Source organism: Actinoplanes sp. URMC 104 (assembly GCF_051386375.1).
GTDB lineage: Bacteria > Actinomycetota > Actinomycetes > Mycobacteriales > Micromonosporaceae > Actinoplanes.
Window position 1 is genome coordinate 1,746,062 of sequence record NZ_JBPQTO010000011.1, and the last position, 16,731, is coordinate 1,762,792.

General features: G+C 70.9%; 13 protein-coding genes and 1 pseudogene. 6 read left to right on the plus strand and 8 right to left on the minus strand.

Translation table 11 applies throughout. The features are described 5' to 3' along the window. Position 1 precedes the first annotated feature (1 nt). Positions 2-1,039, minus strand: coding sequence for a flavin-containing monooxygenase (locus ACSNN8_RS33785; RefSeq protein ID WP_436654151.1), 1,038 nt, complete (start codon positions 1,037-1,039; stop codon positions 2-4). Continuing rightward, positions 1,039-1,236 (minus strand): heavy-metal-associated domain-containing protein, encoded by a 198-nt coding sequence (locus ACSNN8_RS33790; RefSeq protein ID WP_436654153.1) that lies wholly within the window; start codon positions 1,234-1,236, stop codon positions 1,039-1,041. The genes ACSNN8_RS33785 and ACSNN8_RS33790 overlap by 1 nt, the downstream gene beginning before the upstream one ends. A 141-nt stretch (positions 1,237-1,377) precedes the next feature. Between ACSNN8_RS33790 and ACSNN8_RS33795 the strand changes: the two genes are divergently transcribed. After that, on the plus strand, positions 1,378-4,527 hold the full coding sequence (locus ACSNN8_RS33795; protein ID WP_436654155.1) for a heavy metal translocating P-type ATPase: 3,150 nt from the start codon (positions 1,378-1,380) through the stop codon (positions 4,525-4,527). A 9-nt stretch (positions 4,528-4,536) separates the two neighbouring features. Further along, the gene (locus ACSNN8_RS33800; protein ID WP_436654157.1) at positions 4,537-5,811 is read left to right on the plus strand and encodes an amylo-alpha-1,6-glucosidase; all 1,275 of its coding nucleotides are present in this window, start codon (positions 4,537-4,539) and stop codon (positions 5,809-5,811) included. Positions 5,812-5,859: 48 nt separating this feature from the next. Here ACSNN8_RS33800 and ACSNN8_RS33805 read toward each other — a convergent pair whose 3' ends face one another. From ACSNN8_RS33805 to ACSNN8_RS33815, 3 genes are read right to left on the minus strand one after another with little or no spacing between them, the layout of a single operon-like run. Beyond that, on the minus strand, positions 5,860-7,320 hold the full coding sequence (locus ACSNN8_RS33805; protein ID WP_436654159.1) for a sugar porter family MFS transporter: 1,461 nt from the start codon (positions 7,318-7,320) through the stop codon (positions 5,860-5,862). After that, positions 7,317-9,671, minus strand: coding sequence for a glycoside hydrolase family 65 protein (locus tag ACSNN8_RS33810; RefSeq protein WP_436654160.1), 2,355 nt, complete (start codon positions 9,669-9,671; stop codon positions 7,317-7,319). Before ACSNN8_RS33810 ends, ACSNN8_RS33805 begins: the two co-directional genes overlap by 4 nt. Continuing rightward, the gene (locus ACSNN8_RS33815) at positions 9,668-10,645 is read right to left on the minus strand and encodes a carbohydrate kinase family protein (protein ID WP_436654162.1); all 978 of its coding nucleotides are present in this window, start codon (positions 10,643-10,645) and stop codon (positions 9,668-9,670) included. The genes ACSNN8_RS33810 and ACSNN8_RS33815 overlap by 4 nt, the downstream gene beginning before the upstream one ends. A 250-nt stretch (positions 10,646-10,895) precedes the next feature. Here ACSNN8_RS33815 and ACSNN8_RS33820 point away from each other — a divergent pair. Continuing rightward, positions 10,896-10,997, plus strand: a pseudogene (locus ACSNN8_RS33820) (transposase); the annotation flags it as partial. Between the two features lie 90 nt (positions 10,998-11,087). Here ACSNN8_RS33820 and ACSNN8_RS33825 read toward each other — a convergent pair. The 3 genes from ACSNN8_RS33825 to ACSNN8_RS33835 form a co-directional block, all read right to left on the minus strand. Continuing rightward, a complete protein-coding gene (locus ACSNN8_RS33825; protein WP_436654164.1) occupies positions 11,088-12,101 on the minus strand; it encodes an acetamidase/formamidase family protein in 1,014 nt (337 codons plus the stop codon). Then, complete coding sequence (locus ACSNN8_RS33830) at positions 12,098-13,510, minus strand: APC family permease (RefSeq protein ID WP_436654166.1); 1,413 nt, start codon at positions 13,508-13,510, stop codon at positions 12,098-12,100. Before ACSNN8_RS33830 ends, ACSNN8_RS33825 begins: the two co-directional genes overlap by 4 nt. Positions 13,511-13,586: 76 nt before the next feature. After that, the gene (locus tag ACSNN8_RS33835) at positions 13,587-14,693 is read right to left on the minus strand and encodes a substrate-binding domain-containing protein (RefSeq protein WP_436654168.1); all 1,107 of its coding nucleotides are present in this window, start codon (positions 14,691-14,693) and stop codon (positions 13,587-13,589) included. 48 nt (positions 14,694-14,741) lie between these two features. Between ACSNN8_RS33835 and ACSNN8_RS33840 the strand changes: the two genes are divergently transcribed. From ACSNN8_RS33840 to ACSNN8_RS33850, 3 genes are read left to right on the plus strand one after another with little or no spacing between them, the layout of a single operon-like run. After that, on the plus strand, positions 14,742-15,173 hold the full coding sequence (locus ACSNN8_RS33840; RefSeq protein ID WP_436654170.1) for a MarR family winged helix-turn-helix transcriptional regulator: 432 nt from the start codon (positions 14,742-14,744) through the stop codon (positions 15,171-15,173). Positions 15,174-15,199: 26 nt separating this feature from the next. Further along, positions 15,200-15,568, plus strand: coding sequence for a MerR family transcriptional regulator (locus ACSNN8_RS33845; RefSeq protein WP_436655506.1), 369 nt, complete (start codon positions 15,200-15,202; stop codon positions 15,566-15,568). A 35-nt stretch (positions 15,569-15,603) separates the two neighbouring features. After that, positions 15,604-16,731 (plus strand): serine hydrolase domain-containing protein, encoded by a 1,128-nt coding sequence (locus ACSNN8_RS33850; RefSeq protein ID WP_436654172.1) that lies wholly within the window; start codon positions 15,604-15,606, stop codon positions 16,729-16,731.

Genomic DNA, 16,731 nt, shown 5'->3' on the forward strand with positions numbered 1-16,731 from the left:
ATCATACGCAGAGCCGTACGGCCTTGCGCCCGGCCGCCGCGGCGATGATCTCGGCGTCGCGGCCCACCCAGCCGAGCACGGCCGACCCGCGGGTGCGCTGCCAGGGCAGTCCCACGAAGGACAGGCCCGGATGGGCGGTGAACCCGCCGCGGTGCACGGGCGCACCGCGGTCGTCGAGGACCGGCACGTGCAGCCACGGGTAGCTGGGCCGGAAGCCGGTCGCCCAGACGACCGCGCCGACCGGGTGGCGGGTGCCGTCGGCGGATCGCAGCGCCCGGGCTTCGGCGTCCATGATGCGGCCTGCTCGGCGGACGTCGCGCAGCAACCGCCGTACGTCCGTACCGATGATGGGGTTGGTGGCCCGGATGCGGGCGCCGATGCGGCTGTCGCCGGACAGACCCATGGTGCGCAGCGCCGAGAACCACCAGAAGATGTCGCGGCCCAGGAGGTGCTGCGGCAGGCGAGGGCCCAGCTCGTCGTACGCGAGGGTGACCCGGCGCCCGGCCGCGGCGAGCTCACCGGCGATCTGTACGCCGGTGTTTCCGGCGCCGACCACCAGCACGTCACCGTCGGGCAGCTGCGCGGGGTTGCGGTAGTCGTTGCTGTGCACCTGGACCACGTCGAGACGCTCGGCGAACGCCGGCACCCGCGGTGTGTGGAAGGCCCCGGACGCCACCACGACCTGGCGCGCCGCCCAGGTGCCGTTGTTCGTCTCGACCACGAACCCGTCCGCCGAGGGGCGCACCGCTGTCACCGTCGTGTCCAGATGAACCGGCAGCTGGAACCGCGACGCGTACGCGGCCAGGTAGTCGGCGGTCTCGTCCTTGCCGGGGTGGCCGTCCGGGTCGCCGGGGAACACCATGCCGGGCAGGGCGGAGAACCGCCGCGGGGTGAACAGGGTCAACGAGTCCCAGCGCCGCCGCCAGGCCTCCCCGACGCGCGGGTGGGCGTCCAGCACGGCGCACTCCACGCCGTTCCTGCGCAGGTGGTACGCGGTGGCCAGCCCGGCCTGACCACCGCCGATGATCACGGTGTCCATCAGGCGGCCTCGTATCCGGCCTCGGCGATGGCGGCGCGCACCGCGGCGGCGTCGGCGCCGCCCGCGACCCGGACCGTCTTCGCCGGCACGTCGACGTCGACGGCCCGCACGCCGGGCACGTCGGTGACGCAGTCCCGGATGGCGGCGGCGCAGTGCCCGCAGGCGATGCCCGGCACGGAGAACAGCAGGTCGTTCATGGTGACTCCCTCACTCGGTGGATCCGATGGACATCACCGTGCGGGACTGCGCTGTCCGGCCGCTGTCCGCCCACGACAGCGGGTGGACAGCCCTCCGGCGCACCCTCGGCGGCATCAGCCCACGAGACGAGGGAGTTCGACATGACGACACCGACGGTGGTGTCCTGCCGGCTGGACATCGGCGGGATGACCTGCGCCTCCTGCGTGGGCCGGGTGGAGAAGGCGCTGACCCGCCTGGACGGGGTGGCATCGGCCTCGGTGAACCTCGCCACCGAGACGGCCACGGTCGACTACGACCCGGCCGCGGTCGGGCCGGACGCCCTGACCGAGGCCGTACGGGCGGCGGGCTACCAGGCCGCGCTTCCTACGGCGACGCCCACGCCCGACGAGCCCGCCGAACCCCGTACGGACCCGGTGAAGGCCCTGCGCCGGCGCTGGCAGATCGCCCTGCCGGTAGGCCTGTCCATGATGATCCTGATGTACCTGCCGCTGCCGCTCGACACGATGGACTGGCTCATGCCGGTGCTGCTGGTGGTGGCGACGGTGGTGCAGTTCTGGGCGGGCCGCCCGCTCTACGAGGCGGCCTGGCAGGCGGCGCGGCACCGAGCGGTCACCATGAACACCCTCGTCGCCCTGGGCACCACGGTCGCGTACGGCTACAGCGCCTTCGTCACGCTCTGGCCGGCCGCCGCCGAGCGCGCGGGCCTGCCGCTGCACGTGTACTTCGAGATCTCCGTGGTGGTCATCGCGCTGGTCCTGATGGGCCGGTGGATGGAGGCGCGGGCGATGCGCCGGGCCGGCGCCGCGATCCGCGCGCTCATGGACCTGCAGCCGCCCACGGCCCGGGTGGTCCGCGGCGGCACCGAGACCGAGATCCCCCTCGCCGAGGTGGTCGTCGGCGACATCGTGCGGATCCGGCCCGGCGACAAGGTGCCGGTCGACGGCGTCGTCGCCGAGGGCGCGTCGGCGGTGGACGAGAGCATGGTGACCGGCGAGAGCCTGCCGGTCGGCAAGGCTGCCGGCGACGTGCTGATCGGCGCCACCGTCAACGGCACCGGGTCGATGCTCATGCGGGCCACCGCGGTCGGCGCCGACACCACCCTCGCGCAGATCGTGCGGCTGGTCGAGGAGGCGCAGAACGCCAAGGCGCCCATGCAGCGCCTGGTAGACCGGGTGTCGGCGTGGTTCGTCCCCGCGGTGATCGTGACCGCCGTGCTGACCTTCGCGGGCTGGGCGCTGCTCGGCCCCACCGGATCGGCCGTCACCCTCGGTCTCGGCACGTCGATCGCCGTGCTGATCATCGCCTGCCCGTGCGCGCTGGGGCTCGCCACCCCGACGGCCGTCATGGTCGGCACCGGCAAGGCCGCCGAGCTGGGCATCCTCCTCTCCGGAGGCGAGGCCCTCGAACAGGCACGGCGGCTCACCACGGTCGTGCTCGACAAGACCGGCACGCTCACCCGGGGTCGCCCGGCCGTCACCCGCGTCGTCACCACCGGCCCGCTGCCGGAGGACGAGATGCTGCGCCTGGCCGCGGCGGCAGAGACCGGCTCCGAGCATCCCCTGGGTGCGGCGATCGTCGCCCACGCCCCGGCCGCGCCGCGGGCCGAGTCCTTTGAGGCGCTGCCCGGGCACGGCGTCGAGGCCCGCGTCGACGGACGGGCCGTGCTGATCGGCAATGCCGCGCTGATGTCGCGCCACCAGATCAATATCTCGGACGTCTCGGAAGACGCCGACCACGCGGCGAACGAGGGCGCCACCCCCATGTACGTCGCCGTCGACGGCCGGCTCGCCGGACTGATCGCGGTCGCGGACACCGTACGGCCGGAAGCCCGTGAGGCCGTGACCCGGCTGCGCGAGCAGGGACTCGACGTGTGGATGCTCACCGGCGACAACCCGATCACCGCCGGCGCGGTGGCCCGGCAGGTCGGGATCGACCAGGTCATCGCGGACGTACGGCCCGAGGACAAGGCCGCCCACATCGCCCGCCTGCAGGAGCGCGGCGCGGTGGTGGCGATGGCCGGCGACGGCATCAACGACGCGCCCGCGCTGGCCCGGGCCGACCTCGGCATCGCGATCGGCACCGGCACCGACGTGGCCATCGCGGCCGCCGACATCACCCTCGTGGGCGGCGACCTGCGCGGCATCGGCACGGCCATCGCGCTGTCCCGGCGTACGGTCACCACGATCAAGCAGGGCCTGCTCTGGGCGTTCGCGTACAACGTGCTGCTCATCCCGATCGCGGCCGGCCTGCTGTACCCGACCCTGCTCGACCCGTCGCTGGCGGCCGCCGCGATGGCGATGAGCTCGGTCAGCGTGATCACCAACGCGGCCCGGCTGCGCCGCTTCGACGGCCGCGCCACGGCCCGCATCGGCGACTACGCCTATCTCGCCGGGGTGGCTCTGCTGGCCGTCGCGGTGGGCGCCGGGCTCACCGCCCTCAGCCGTACGGACGCCGCGCAGCGCGGCATGAACGGCGCACTCGCCTGGGTGCAGGAGACCGGCATGCCGATGCGCCCGGCCATGAGCGTGATGATGGAGGCCGACGCCCCGCCGCGGCACGCCGAGGATGACGGTGTGCACGTCGCCGTCGAGGTTCCCACGGGGACGATGCCCGGCCGTCCGGTCACCGCCCGGATCCGGCTCACCGACGGCACCGGCCGGCCCATCGAGGACGTCGGGCGCAGTCACGAGGCGTGGATGCACTTCATCGTCACCCGCGAGGACCTCGTCACCTTCCAGCACCTGCACCCGGAGCCGACCGGGGAGCCGGGGGTCTTCGCCGTGCGGCTGACCTTCCCCACCGCGGGACGGCACCTGATCCACACCGAGTTCCGCCGCCGCGGGGCGATGAGCGACCTGGTCGCCCGCAAGGAGGTGGTGGTGGACGGGCTGCTGCCGCGTACGCCCGCGTCGGCCTCCCCGCGGACGCAGGTCGTGGGCGGCCTGCGGGTAACCCTGGAGGGCGACGCGTCGCTGGGCGAGAGCAGCTTCACCTACCGGTTCGCCGACGCCGCGACCGGTGAGCCGGTCGCCGGCCTGCGGCCCTACCTGGCCGCGGCGGGGCACATCGTGGTCATGCCGCTGGACGGGTCCGGCTTCGCGCACGAGCACGCCGAGGCGGTCGACGACCGTGGCCGGCCGGTGTTCGCGATGCCCGGTCGGCGGTTCGGCCCGGCACTGCAGGTGCACACCGATCTGCCGCGGCCCGGCTTGTACCGGCTGTGGGGCCAGTTCCGTGACGCGGACGGAAAGGTCCTGACCACCGTTTTCACCGTCGAGGTGCGCGAGTGACCAGGCGGCATGGCCAAGAACGACATCGGACGAGCGGAACGCGATGCCGGACTCCGGATTCGGCACTTGCACCGGCAGGCGGCTCGAACCCGGTGGAGGGACCGTGACGAGTGCAGCTCCGGCGCGGCGCTGATTCACCACAGCCGGCAGGATGATGAGGGCATGCGGATTGACGATGTTCTGTCGCCGGACGGATGGGCGTACGCCTCCGTCCCTGGCCGGTACCACGCACTGTTCGGGCGGGACTCGCTCATTTTCGCGCTTCAGGTGCTGCCGGTGCGACCGGACGTGGCCGCGGCGACATTGCGAGTGCACGCCCGGTTGCAGGGGCGCGTCGAGGACCCGGAGACCGAGGAACAGCCGGGCCGGATCGTGCACGAATACCGCCCCGTGGCGCCACAGCACCTCGTCGACCACGGGTGGCCCGTCCGCGACGGAGCGATCCGGTACTACGGCACATCCGATGCGACGTCGTGGTTTCTGATACTGCTCGACGCCACCGGTGACCCGAGCTTGCAGCACGAGCTCAGCCCGGCGCGGGAGGCAGCCGCCGGGTGGCTTCGACGGGCGGTCGGGGACGGATTCGTGCGGTGCGGGCCGCGCAGGCACCCCGGGGGTCTCGCCCAACAGGGTTGGCGCGACAGCCGGGACCCCGCCCACGACACAGGTGGGGGCGGGATCGTGCACCCCGACGGGTCGATGCCGGAACCACCGCTGGCGGATGCCGACTCGCAAGCCGCCGCGATTGTCGCCCTGCGAGCGCTGGCCAGGCTGGACGTGCCGCGACGAGAGGAGTGGGCGGCACTTGCGGGGCAGCTGACAGCACGGGTACGGGCAGCGTTCACCGCAGACGTGATGGCCCTCGACGGAACCGGACGGACCGTCGTCGGCGCGGGGTCGCAGCTTGGCTGGCTGCTGTGGTCGGGCGTGCTCGACCACAGCGAACGGCTCACTCAGCCTGACCTCCTGACCCCGTACGGGGTGCGGACGCTCGCGGCGTCGGAACCCGCGTTCCAGGTCGACGGCTACCACCGCGGCTCGGTCTGGCCGTTCGACAACTGGTTCGCCTGGGGTGGCCTGCGCGCCGCGGGCCGCCACGACGACGCGGAGCGGGTCCGGGCTGGTGTCCGCCGTGCCCTCACCGAACTGGGCGGCTTCCCGGAGCTCTACGCAGTCACCCGGACGGGTGAACTGCGCGAGCTGCCGATCTCGACACGGGTGCAGGCCTGGACGTTGGGCGCAATGGTCGCCTTCGACGCCGACTGGACGGGGATCGGCAGCTGACTCCGGACGACCGGAGCCCGCTGCCGTCACACCTCTGCGGTGCCGTGTCTACCCTTTGCGCACGGGGACGGCGGGGCGGTCCGCGGTCATGTCCTCCAGTTGCTTGCCCTTGGTCTCGGCGACGAACTTGGCCACGAACAACAGCGACAGCAACGCGAACATGGCGTAAAGGCCGTAGGCCAGGGCCAGTGAGACGTCCTTGAGGCTGGGGAAGCTGACGGTGATGAGCCAGTTGGCGACCCATTGACCGCCGGCGGCGAGCGACAGCGCAGCCGCCCGCATCCGGTTGGGGAACATCTCGCCGAGCAGCACCCAGGTGACGGGTCCCCAGGACATGCCGAACGCGACGACGAACAGGTTGGCCGCGATCAGGGCCAACGGGCCCTGTGCGCCCTCGAGCACCGGGTTGCCGTTCACGACAGGTGCGCTGCCGAAGATCACGGCGAGGGTGGCCAGGGTGATCGTCATACCGATGGACCCGATGATGAGCAGTGGCTTGCGCCCGAATCTGTCGACGGTCGCGATCGCGATCAGCGTGGTGGCGATGTTGATCACTGAGCTGATCACGGTGATGATGAACGCCTGGCCCTCGTTGAACCCGACGGCCTCCCACAGGACGTTGGAGTAGTAGAAGATCACGTTGATGCCGACGAACTGCTGGAAGACCGACAACAGCAGGCCGACCCAGACGATCCCCGCGATCCTGCCCGACGGCCCTTTGAGGTCCCTCCACGACGGTTCGGTGTCGCGCTCCATCGTCTCCCGGATCCGCTTGATCTTGAGCTCGATGTTGGCCTCGCCCAGCAGCTTCGTCAGGATGGCCGTGGCGGCCGGGATGCGGTGCTTGGCGATGAGGAACCGGGGTGACTCGGGGATGGTCAGCGACAGCGCGAAGTAGATCAGCGCGGGAACCGCCATGGCGAGGAACATCCAGCGCCATGCGGCCCACCCGAACCAGAACGGATCCATCGACGAGCCGGCCGCCCGGGCGAACAGGAAATCGACCAGCAGGGAGATGAAGATGCCCGAGACGATGGCCAGCTGCTGCAGCGAGGCGAGACGTCCGCGGATCCGGGCGGGCGAGATCTCCGCGATGTAGGCGGGCGCGATGACCGAAGCCATGCCGACGCCGAGACCGCCGATCACCCGGAAGACAACCAGGACCCACAGGCTGTTGGCCGCGCCGGCGCCGATCGCGCTGACCAGGAAGAAGACCGCGGCGATGCGCATCACCGCGAGTCGCCCGACGCGGTCCGCGATCCGGCCGGCCAGCAGCGCACCGGCGGCCGCGCCGAGCAGAGCGGACGCCACCGCGAAGCCCAGTGGCGCGGCGGAGACGTCGAACCGGTCCGAGATGGCCGAGACAGCGCCGTTGATCACGGCACTGTCGTAGCCGAAGAGGAAACCACCCAGGGCCGCGACTACCGCGATCCGGACTACGCCGCTGCCCTTGACGTCGCCCTCGTCGTAGATCGAGGCTTCCGGGCCCACCGCACCGCCGTGGCTCATGTCCGTGCTCCCTTCGCTGTCGACACCGTCGCCGGTTCGTTTGCCGTCAAGGTCAGAGGTGCTCCCGCCACGACCACTTCTTCGGTGGCCGCCGCAGGTCCGTGCAGGCAGAAGGTGGCATCCCGCTGCCGGATGGCGGCCGAGAGGGAGTTGCCGCGCCAGCGCAGCCGGAAGCGGATCTCCTCCCACTGCTCGGGCAGCCACGGGTCGAAGGTGAGCCGCCCGTGCCTCAGCCGTAGGCCGCCGAAGCCGTTCACCAGGGTCTGCCACGTACCGCCGGCGGAGGCGATGTGGATGCCGTACGCGGTGTTGCCCTGGTTGTCGGCGAGGTCGACGAGCGCCGACCGGTAGAAATACTCGAGCGCGCGATCATGGTCACCGACCTCGATGCCCATGATCGCGTGGATCGCCGGGCTGAGCGAGGATTTGTGCAGCGTGCGAGCCTCGTAGAACTCGAAGTTGGCCCGCTTCACCTCGGCGGTGAAGTCGTCCGGCAGCAGGTACATCAGCATCACCACGTCGGGTTGCTTCAACAACATGGTGTCTTCGCAGTTGAAGTGGTGGTAGCCGGCCGGGTAGCGGGGCATGTTGTTGGCGTCCCACTGCGTGATGGGCACGTCCTTACGTTCGAAGTAGCCCTCGAACTGCTCGACCAGTTCGCGTTCGGGGTCGATCGGCAGGATGATCCGCTCGGCCACCTCCCGCCAGTGCCGCACCTCGGCGCCGTCCAGCCCGATCGCGGCCTCGATCGACCGCAGGGCTTGCGGATGGTGAGCCGACAGGTCCTCGTACAGCTGAACGCTCTGGTCCAGGTGCCATTGCGCGAACCGGTTGGTGAAGGCGTTGTTGTCGACGTGGGAGTGGAACTCGTCGGGGCCCATGACCTGCTTCAGGGCGTAGCGGTCCGTTGCCGGGTCATGCTCGACCCGGCTCACCCAGAAGCGGCTGGTCTCGAACAGCACCTCCGCACCGAAGTCGACGAGGAAGTCGTGGTCACCCGTGGCGGCGACGTAGGTGAGAATGCCGTAGGCGACGTCGGCGGAGACATGGACCTCCTCGTCCCGGGTCCAGAAGCGGTTCGCCCCGTCCGTGGTGTACCGCGGGCACTCCTCCCGTCCGCTGTCCGCCGACTCCCAGGGAAAACGCGCGCCGCGGAAGCCGCTCTCGCGGGCCACCTCGCGCGCTCCGGGCAGGGTGTGGTGCCGATACCGCAGCAGCGACCGCGCGGTGTCGGGCTGGGTGTAGATGAAGAACGGAAGCATCAGGATCTCGGTGTCCCAGAAGACGTGCCCGCGGTAGCCCTCACCGGTCAGCGACTTCGCCCCGATGTTCACCGTCGGGTCTTCCCCGTTCGCGGCGATGAGGAGCTGGTAGACGCCGAACCGCACAGCCTGCGTCGCCACCGGGTCGCCGACCACCTGGCAGTCGCAGTCGTTCCACATCGACTCCCACACCTGCCTGTTGGCGGAGAGCGCGGCGTCCAACCCCGTCCGGCGGTGGCCCTGCAGCGTCTCCAGGCACCGCCGCTGCACCGGTTCCGGGTGGTTCCGGGACGTGACGATGGTGACCAGCTTGTCGAGCCGCAGCGTCTCCCCCGCGGCCACGACGAAGTCGGCCTGCTCCTCGGCGTGCTCGGCGCTCAGGCGCAACCGTCGCCGCAGCGGCTCCGGGCCGGCGTCGAGCGAGGCCGCGTAGCCCAGGCTCACCCCGCCGGCGATGGTGCGGGTCTCCAGGTACAGCATGTCGTCGGCAGCATCGACGGTCACCGGCCGCAGGTGGTTCGACCAGGCCCATTTCTCCCACTGCACCTCGGGGTCGAAGACGGTGCCCTCGGGATAGAACGGCAGGCGGTCCAGATTTCGCCGTCGCCCGGCGATCCCGCTCTCCACGGTGATCGTCGAGGAGTGGTCCTCCGGGGTGACCTCCAGCCGCACCGCACACAGCCGGCGGTCGGCCAGGCTGGCGAAGCGCAGGCTCTCGATCCGGGTGCGCCGGCCGCGCCGGTCCCGAAAAATCGTGCGCCGCCAGAGGACGCCCTGCCGGATGTCGAGAGCGCGCTCGTGTTCCACCGTTTCACACGTCTCGACGTCGAGGCGCACACCATCCACGAAGACGACCAGCGGAAGCCAGTCGGGTGCGTTGACGAGATCGATCACCGTCGCGTCGTGGCTGTCGTAGACCCCGCTCAGGAAGGTTCCCGAGCGCTCGCCGACCCAGCCCTCCTCCAACGTGCCGCGAGTACCGAGGTGGCCGTTGCCGACGGTGAGCAGTGTTTCGAACGTGTTGGCCCGCAGAGGATCGAAACCCGATTCCCTGATCAGCCATTCCGCGTCGCTGAGCTGATCCCTCATATCCCGTACGCCTCCGCCAGTTGACGGTCCGTCTCGGCCAGGGACTTGTAGCCCTTCAGCTCCCTGCTGGCGCAGCGTTGGGCGCCCATGGCGTTGCCGTACTGGGCCGCTCGCACATAGTCGTTGCGGTGCAGATAACCGAAAGCCATGCCGGCGGCGAACGAGTCACCGCAGCCCGTGGTGTCGACCACGTTCTCCACCGGCAGGCGGTCGACGAGTTCCTCGCGCACGACGCCGTCGGCGTCCTTGTAGTACACCGCGCAGCCGTGCTCGTCGAGGGTGACGCACAGCGAGCGGACGCCCCGGTCCAGGCAGTGCTCCGCGAAGCGCGGCAGATCCCGCACCGTGAGCGGTGCGGCTGACGTGGTGCTGTCGGCGGACCCCGGCGGGAACCAGCCGCAGCCGGCCTCCTCCAGGTTCAACTTCAAGATGTCCACGTACGGCAACCACATGTCACGGTCGATCCACAAGCGGTGGACCCGCTCGCCCCCGCCGGTGAGCGCGACTGTCGGTCCGTGGCCGTCCAGCAGAATGAAACCCGAGCTACGTTCCCGGATGAACCGGAGCGTAGGTTGGCTCACCTGGTAATCGGTGATCGGGACACAGACGAACGCGTCCGCGTCCAGCACGAACTCCACGTCCTCGGGCAGGATCGGGGCCATGAAGTGCGTCTGACGCTCGTCCCGCTTGTTCTGATCGAGGTAGACGAGCTCCACCGCGTCGCCCCGGTCGGTGTCGGAGCGCACGCCGGTCAGGTCGACGTTGGGGAACTGGGACAGCAGTTCCTTGATCGGTTCCTCGTCGACCCGGCGGACGTGCACGACGGGACAGATGCGGTCGCTCGGCTCCAACAGGGCCGACAGCGCGGCCACGGTGTAGAGGGCACACCCGTACTTGCTGAGGACTTCGTCTCGGTGGGTGGTGATGCGGTCGAACGGGACGGGGCCGAGGACCGCGACGGTACGCACTGACATTGTGCCTCCTGGGAGCCGCGGGGCGGAGTCCTCTCCGCACCCTCATCGGCGTGCGTCCCCGGACGCATCGAGGGCAATCAGGCCCGAATACACCGGTCATGGATGAGCCCACCAATGGGGACGGAACGGTTCTCACTCATGACCCGGCAGACGGGGATGCCGCAGGACGCCGACCTGATCAGTGCGGTCCAGCACGGCCGGGGAAGCGGCACCACCGGAACCCGGTTCCCATCCGTGAGGTGCAGCAGCGCTGGATCGCGTACCCCGGGAGTCGGATCCGAAGCCGGTGATTCGACGTCTGGCCGAGCAGCTCGGGGTGCATCCTGAGGCGTTGCGGAACTGGATCGACCAGGATCAGGCCGAGGTCATCGCCGACCTCGGCCGTATGGCTACAGCTGATCGGCGCCGGGGGCCGCGGCACACGCCGCGGCCCCCGGGCCGCTCACCGCGTGGCCAGGTAGCGCTGCGCCGACGTGCGCAGCCGGCCGTGCACACCCTCGTACGCCGAGGCGGAGCCCAGGTAGTTCTTCGCCACCCTGGCCAGCATCGTGTAGTTCGGATCGCACACGTTGCCGACCGGCGCCTCGCCCGCCTGGCTGATCAGCTGGTACGCGTCGAGCACGTCGAGCCCGATCAGGTCCGCCGTCCACGTGACCAGGTCGTGCTGGCTCATCCGGTACGCGTCCTCGAGCGGGCGTGCCGAACCGGCCGACATGAGCGCCTCGTCGGTCTCGAACCGGGGCGTCGGCGTGGCGGCGCCCTTGATGACGTCGAGGATCACCACGGTGTTCATGGCCGCCTCGACGCCGGTGCCGCACACCTCGCCGTCGCCCTGCCGGCAGTGCCCGTCGCCGAGCGCGAACAGCGCGCCGGGCACGTTGACGCCGAAGTACGCCGTCACCCCGGCGCGCAGCTCGGGCGTGTCCATGTTGCCGCCGTGCACGTCCGGGACGATGGTCGCCCGGCTCTCGAACGCCGCGGGCGCGACTCCGGCCGTACCGTGCATGGGATCGAGGGGAAGATCGACGCTGTAGTCGCCGCGCCGGGCGTGATAGCGCACGATGCCCGCGGCCACGTCGACGTCGTAGCGCCAGACCACCTCGTCCAGCGGCGGGTGCAGGGTGGCCGTGGTGTGCGTGCCGGTCAGCGCCCCGAAGTGCGGGAACGTCGAGGAGACGGCCCAGTCGCGGGCCGGCACGATCTCGACGAAGTGCACCGCGAGCGTGTCGCCCGGCTCGGCGCCCTCGACGTGGATCGGTCCGGTGACCGGGTTGAGGAACGGGAACTCGCAGGCCACCGACGGCAGGTCGTCGACGCCGCGGACCCGGCCGCCGAAGCAGTCCTCGGTGTAGAGCTCGAGGATCGTGCCCGGCTTGACCCGGCGCACCGCCTCACGGCCGCCGAAGGTGTAGGACAGCTCGTCCTCGGCGGGGCGATAGTTGACAACGTCGGTCACGCGTTGCTCCCTTCCGTCTCGTTCAGCCCGGCCAGCACGGGTCGCCGCCCGGTGGCGTAGAAGCTGATCAGCACGATCACGCCGATGCCGAGCCAGGCGAAGCCGAGCACCTGGGCGGCGATGTTCGCGTTGATCACCACGTACAGCAGGATCAGGAAGCCGATCACCGGCACCACCAGGTGGCGCCACCAGTCGCGGCTCTTGTTGCGCACGACGTAGTGCACCACCACGGCCACGTGCAGCGCGAGGAACGCGGTCATGGCGCCGAAGTTGACGAGCGTGGAGAGCAGCGAGATGCCGTCGTCGCGGCTGGCCATGTAGAGGCCGAGGACCAGCGAGATCGCGGCGACCAGCAGGGTGGCGTTGGCCGGCACCTTGTGCTTCTCGTTGATCTTGCGGAGGAAGCGCGGCATCTGCCCGTCGCGGGCCATCGCGTACAGCAGCCGGCTGGTGGCGGCCTGCGCGACCAGCGAGTTCGCGAAGCCCCAGGCGATCGCCGTGGCGAGCGCGGCGAGGCTGGCCAGCCAGCCGCCGCCGGCGACGCGCGCGGCGTCGTAGAAGGCGGTGCCCTCCGGGTCGCCGTTGGCCAGCAGGCCCGCGGTGTCCGGCACGAGCAGCGAGGCCACCCAGGTCTGCACGACGAACAGCGTGCCGGCCAGCAGCAGCGCGGCCACCATGGCCCGGCCGATCGTACGCGCGTCCTCGCGGCTCTCCTCGGCGAGCATCGAGATGCCGTCGAAGCCGAGGAACGACAGCACGGCGATCGAGACCGCGCCGAACACCACCGACCACGAGAAGGTCTCGGAGTTGTAGAACGAGTCGAACGAGAACCCGTTGCCCTTGCCGTTGGCCAGCGCCACGACGCCGACCACCAGGAAGATCCCCAGGATGATCAGCTCGGCGATCAGCATGTACTTGTTGATCCGCGCGGTCATCTGGATGCCCATGTAGTTGACCACGGTGTTGAGCAGCACGAACCCGACCAGCCACAGCCAGACCGGGATGGCCGGCACCAGCGAGTGCATGGCGACCGCGGCGATCAGGTAGAGCAGACCGGGCACCAGTACGTAGTCGAGCAGGATCACCCAGCCGGCGAGGAAGCCGACCGGCGGGGCGATCCCGCGCCCGGCGTAGGTGTAGACCGATCCGGCCATCGGGAAGGCCCTGACCATCTGGCTGTAGGACAGCGCGGTGAACATCATGGCGACCATGCCGATGACGTAGGCCAGCGCGACCATGCCGCCCGAGCCGTTGAACACGCTGCCGAAGATGCCGAACGGCGCGATCGGCACCATGAAGATGAGCCCGTAGATGAGCAGGTCGCTGAAGCTCAGCGAGCGGCTGAGCTCCTGCTTGTAGCCGAACTTCTGCAGATCGGCGGCGGCGGGTGCCTCCGGGGGTTGAGCCATCGCACGGCCCTCCTTACGTCTGAGGGCGCACGCTATGCCAAAAGCTTGAAACAGAAAAGATTTCTGCCGGAAGCTTTTACCCGCTTGCAATCACCTCGAAGTCCAGCCCGTCGGCGCGGGCCACGTACACCGGCTGCTCGGCGTGCCGCCCGCGCATCACGAACGGGCCCCGGCCGCCCGCGACCCGGGTGCCGTCGGCCACCGCGTCCAGGGCCGGCGCAGCGAGGGTGCCGGCTCGCCGCGCCAGGGTGGCCAGCAGGTGCACGCCGTCGTACGCCCCCTCGCTGTGCCCGTTCAGCACGGGCGCATCCGGTCCGAAGCGCGCCGCGTACCGCTCGCCGAACGCGAGTGACGCGTCGGTGGCCAGCGCGGCGAAGTAGCCCATCGCTGCGTACAGCTCGCCGCTGCCGTCGCCACCCGCGCCGAGCAGGCCGTTCTCCTCCAGCGCCGCGCAGACCCGGGCCACCCGCCCGGCCATCGGCGAGCGGGCGAACTGCCGGTTGAACGCCACCAGGTCGCTGCCGACCAGGCTCAGCAGCACCGCGTCGACCCGGGCCGTGGCCACCTGCTCGACCAGCTCCGCGGCGTCCGCGCCGCCGCGCGGCACGTAGCGCTCGGCCACCACCCGGGCGCCGGCCCGGGCCAGCTGACGGTGCGCCGCCGCGTGCACCCGGCGCGGCCACACGTAGTCGTTGCCCAGCAGCATCCAGCGCTGCGCGCGGGCCGCCACCAGCTGGTCCAGCGCGGGGCGCAGCTGCCGCTCCGGGGTCTCACCGAGCAGGAAAACCCCGGGCGTACGCTCGCCGCCCTCGTACGGCGGGGTGTAGACGTACGGCACCGCGCCGCCCACGGCGTACGCCAGGGCCACCCGCACGTCGCTGGCATGCGTGCCGACCAGGGCGCTCAGCGCACGAGCCTGCACCAGGCCGCCGACCTCGGCCGCCACCTCGGCGGGCGGCCGGCCCCCGTCGACGAGCACCAGCTCCACCGGCCGGCCCAGCACGCCGCCCGCTGCGTTGAGCTCGGCGGCGGCCAGTGCGGCACAGTTGAGCGTCGACGGGGCGAGCAGCCCCAGCGTGCCGGACGCCGGCACCACGATCCCGACCCGCACCGCCTGATCCGGCGGGGGCGCCATGAGCAGCGCCTCCAGCGGATCGGTGATCAGAACGACGTCGTGCGGCATCCGCCGAGTATCTTCGCTTGCAGGCCGACGGCAAAAGGGGGCGGCGCCATGACCGACACGACACTGCGCACATCCCTGCCGTACCTGCTGAGCGAGGTGGAACGCCAGCTGAACCGGCAGCTGGCCGAGGGGCTGGCGGCCGAGGGCGTCAGCGTCGAGCAGTGGCGCATCCTGCGGGCGCTCTCCGACGGGCACGGGCACTCGATGACCGACCTCGCCGAGGCCGTGCTGATGCCGCACCCCACGCTGACCAAGGCCGTGGACCGCCTGGTCGACGACGCGGTGGTGTACCGCCGTCAGGACACCGCCGACCGGCGGCGGGTCGCCGTCTACCTCTCCGACCTCGGCCGTGACCTGGTCGCCCGGCTCGACCGACGGGTCGCCTCGCACCAGGCCCGGGTCTCCGCGGCGTTCGGCGCCGAGCGCACCGAGCGGCTGATGCGCGAGCTGGAGGCGCTGGCCGCGGCCTGCAAGGACTGAGCGAGCTAATCTCGGCTGCTGTGACCATGACGATCGGGCAGATGACCGAGCGCACTGGCATCGCGGCGCGCCTGCTCCGTTACTACGAGCAGCAGCAGCTCATCACGCCGGGCCGCGACGTCAACGGTTACCGGCAGTACTGTGCTCTCGGCGTCGAACGGATCGCGCAGATCCGGGCCCTGCTCGACGCCGGTCTGTCGACCCGCATGATCCGTGATCTGCTCCCCCGGCTCGAGGGCCCCGACATCACGCACCTGAGCGGTCCAGCCGGCGACGTGCTGCAGGCCCTGTGCGACGAGGCGACGGCGTTGCAGGCCCGCATCGACCAGCTGACCGCCCGGCACAAGGCGATCGTCGCCTACGCCGAGAGAGTGAGCCGCACGACATCCGGTTGACCTTGACACTGATGTCACGGCCGGACGCTCCATCCATGACTTCCGGAACAGTGCATCCAGCCTTCGCCCCCGTCCGCGACCTCCTCGAGAAGAATCTGAGCAACGGCGAGGAGGTGGGCGCCTCGATCGTGGTCGACGTCGACGGCGAAACCGTCGTGGACCTCTGGGGAGGTCACCGCGACGCCGCTCGTACCAGCGCCTGGCAGCGCGACACCATCACCAACGTCTGGTCGATCTCCAAGACCGTCACCGCGCTCGCGGTCCTGGTGCTCGCGGATCGCGGCGTCGTCGACGTGGACGCGCCCATCGCCCGCTACTGGCCCGAATTCGCGGCCCAGGGCAAAGAGCGGGTGACGGTGCGGCAGGTGCTCAGCCACGCGTCAGGGGTCTCCGGCCTCGAGCAGCCGGCAACGCTGAGCGACCTCTACGACGTGCCGCGCGCCGCCGCCCGGTTCGCCGCCCAGGCACCGTGGTGGACACCGGGCAGCGCCTCGGGCTACCACGTGCTGTCCTACGGGCACCTGCTCGGCGAGATCGTCCGCCGCGTCGACGGGCGCCCCCTGCGCGCCTTCATCGCGCAGGAGCTCGCCGGGCCACTGGGCGCGGATTTCCAGCTGGGTGTCGCCGCCCGGGACCTTCCGCGGGTCGCGGACGTGATCGCTCCCCCGCCGTTCCCGCTGGGCGAGGTCGACCCCGGCAGTCCGGCGGCGAAGACCTTCACCGGGCCCGCGTTCTCGGCCGACGACGCCAACACGCCCGGCTGGCGCGCCGCGGAGATCGGAGCGGCGAACGGCCACGGCAGCGCCCGCGGCGTCGCCGCGATCCTCTCCCCGCTGGCGCGTGACGGCAGGACCGGCACCGGCCGGCTTCTTCGCAAGGGCACGGCGGCCTCGATCCTCGATGTCCGGACCGAAGGCGTCGACCGGGTCAACGGCCTGTTCCTGCGGTGGGGCCTCGGCTTCGCCGTCACAGACCCGCGCACGCTGCCGTGGGTGCCGCAGGGGCGGATCGCCTACTGGGGCGGCTGGGGCGGATCGATGGCGATCGTCGACCTCGACCGACAGGTGACCATCGCCTACGTCATGAACAAGATGGCACCCGGCATTCTCGGATCCGACCGCAGCCGCGACTACGTCGGCGCCGTCTACCGGGCTCTGTCCTGA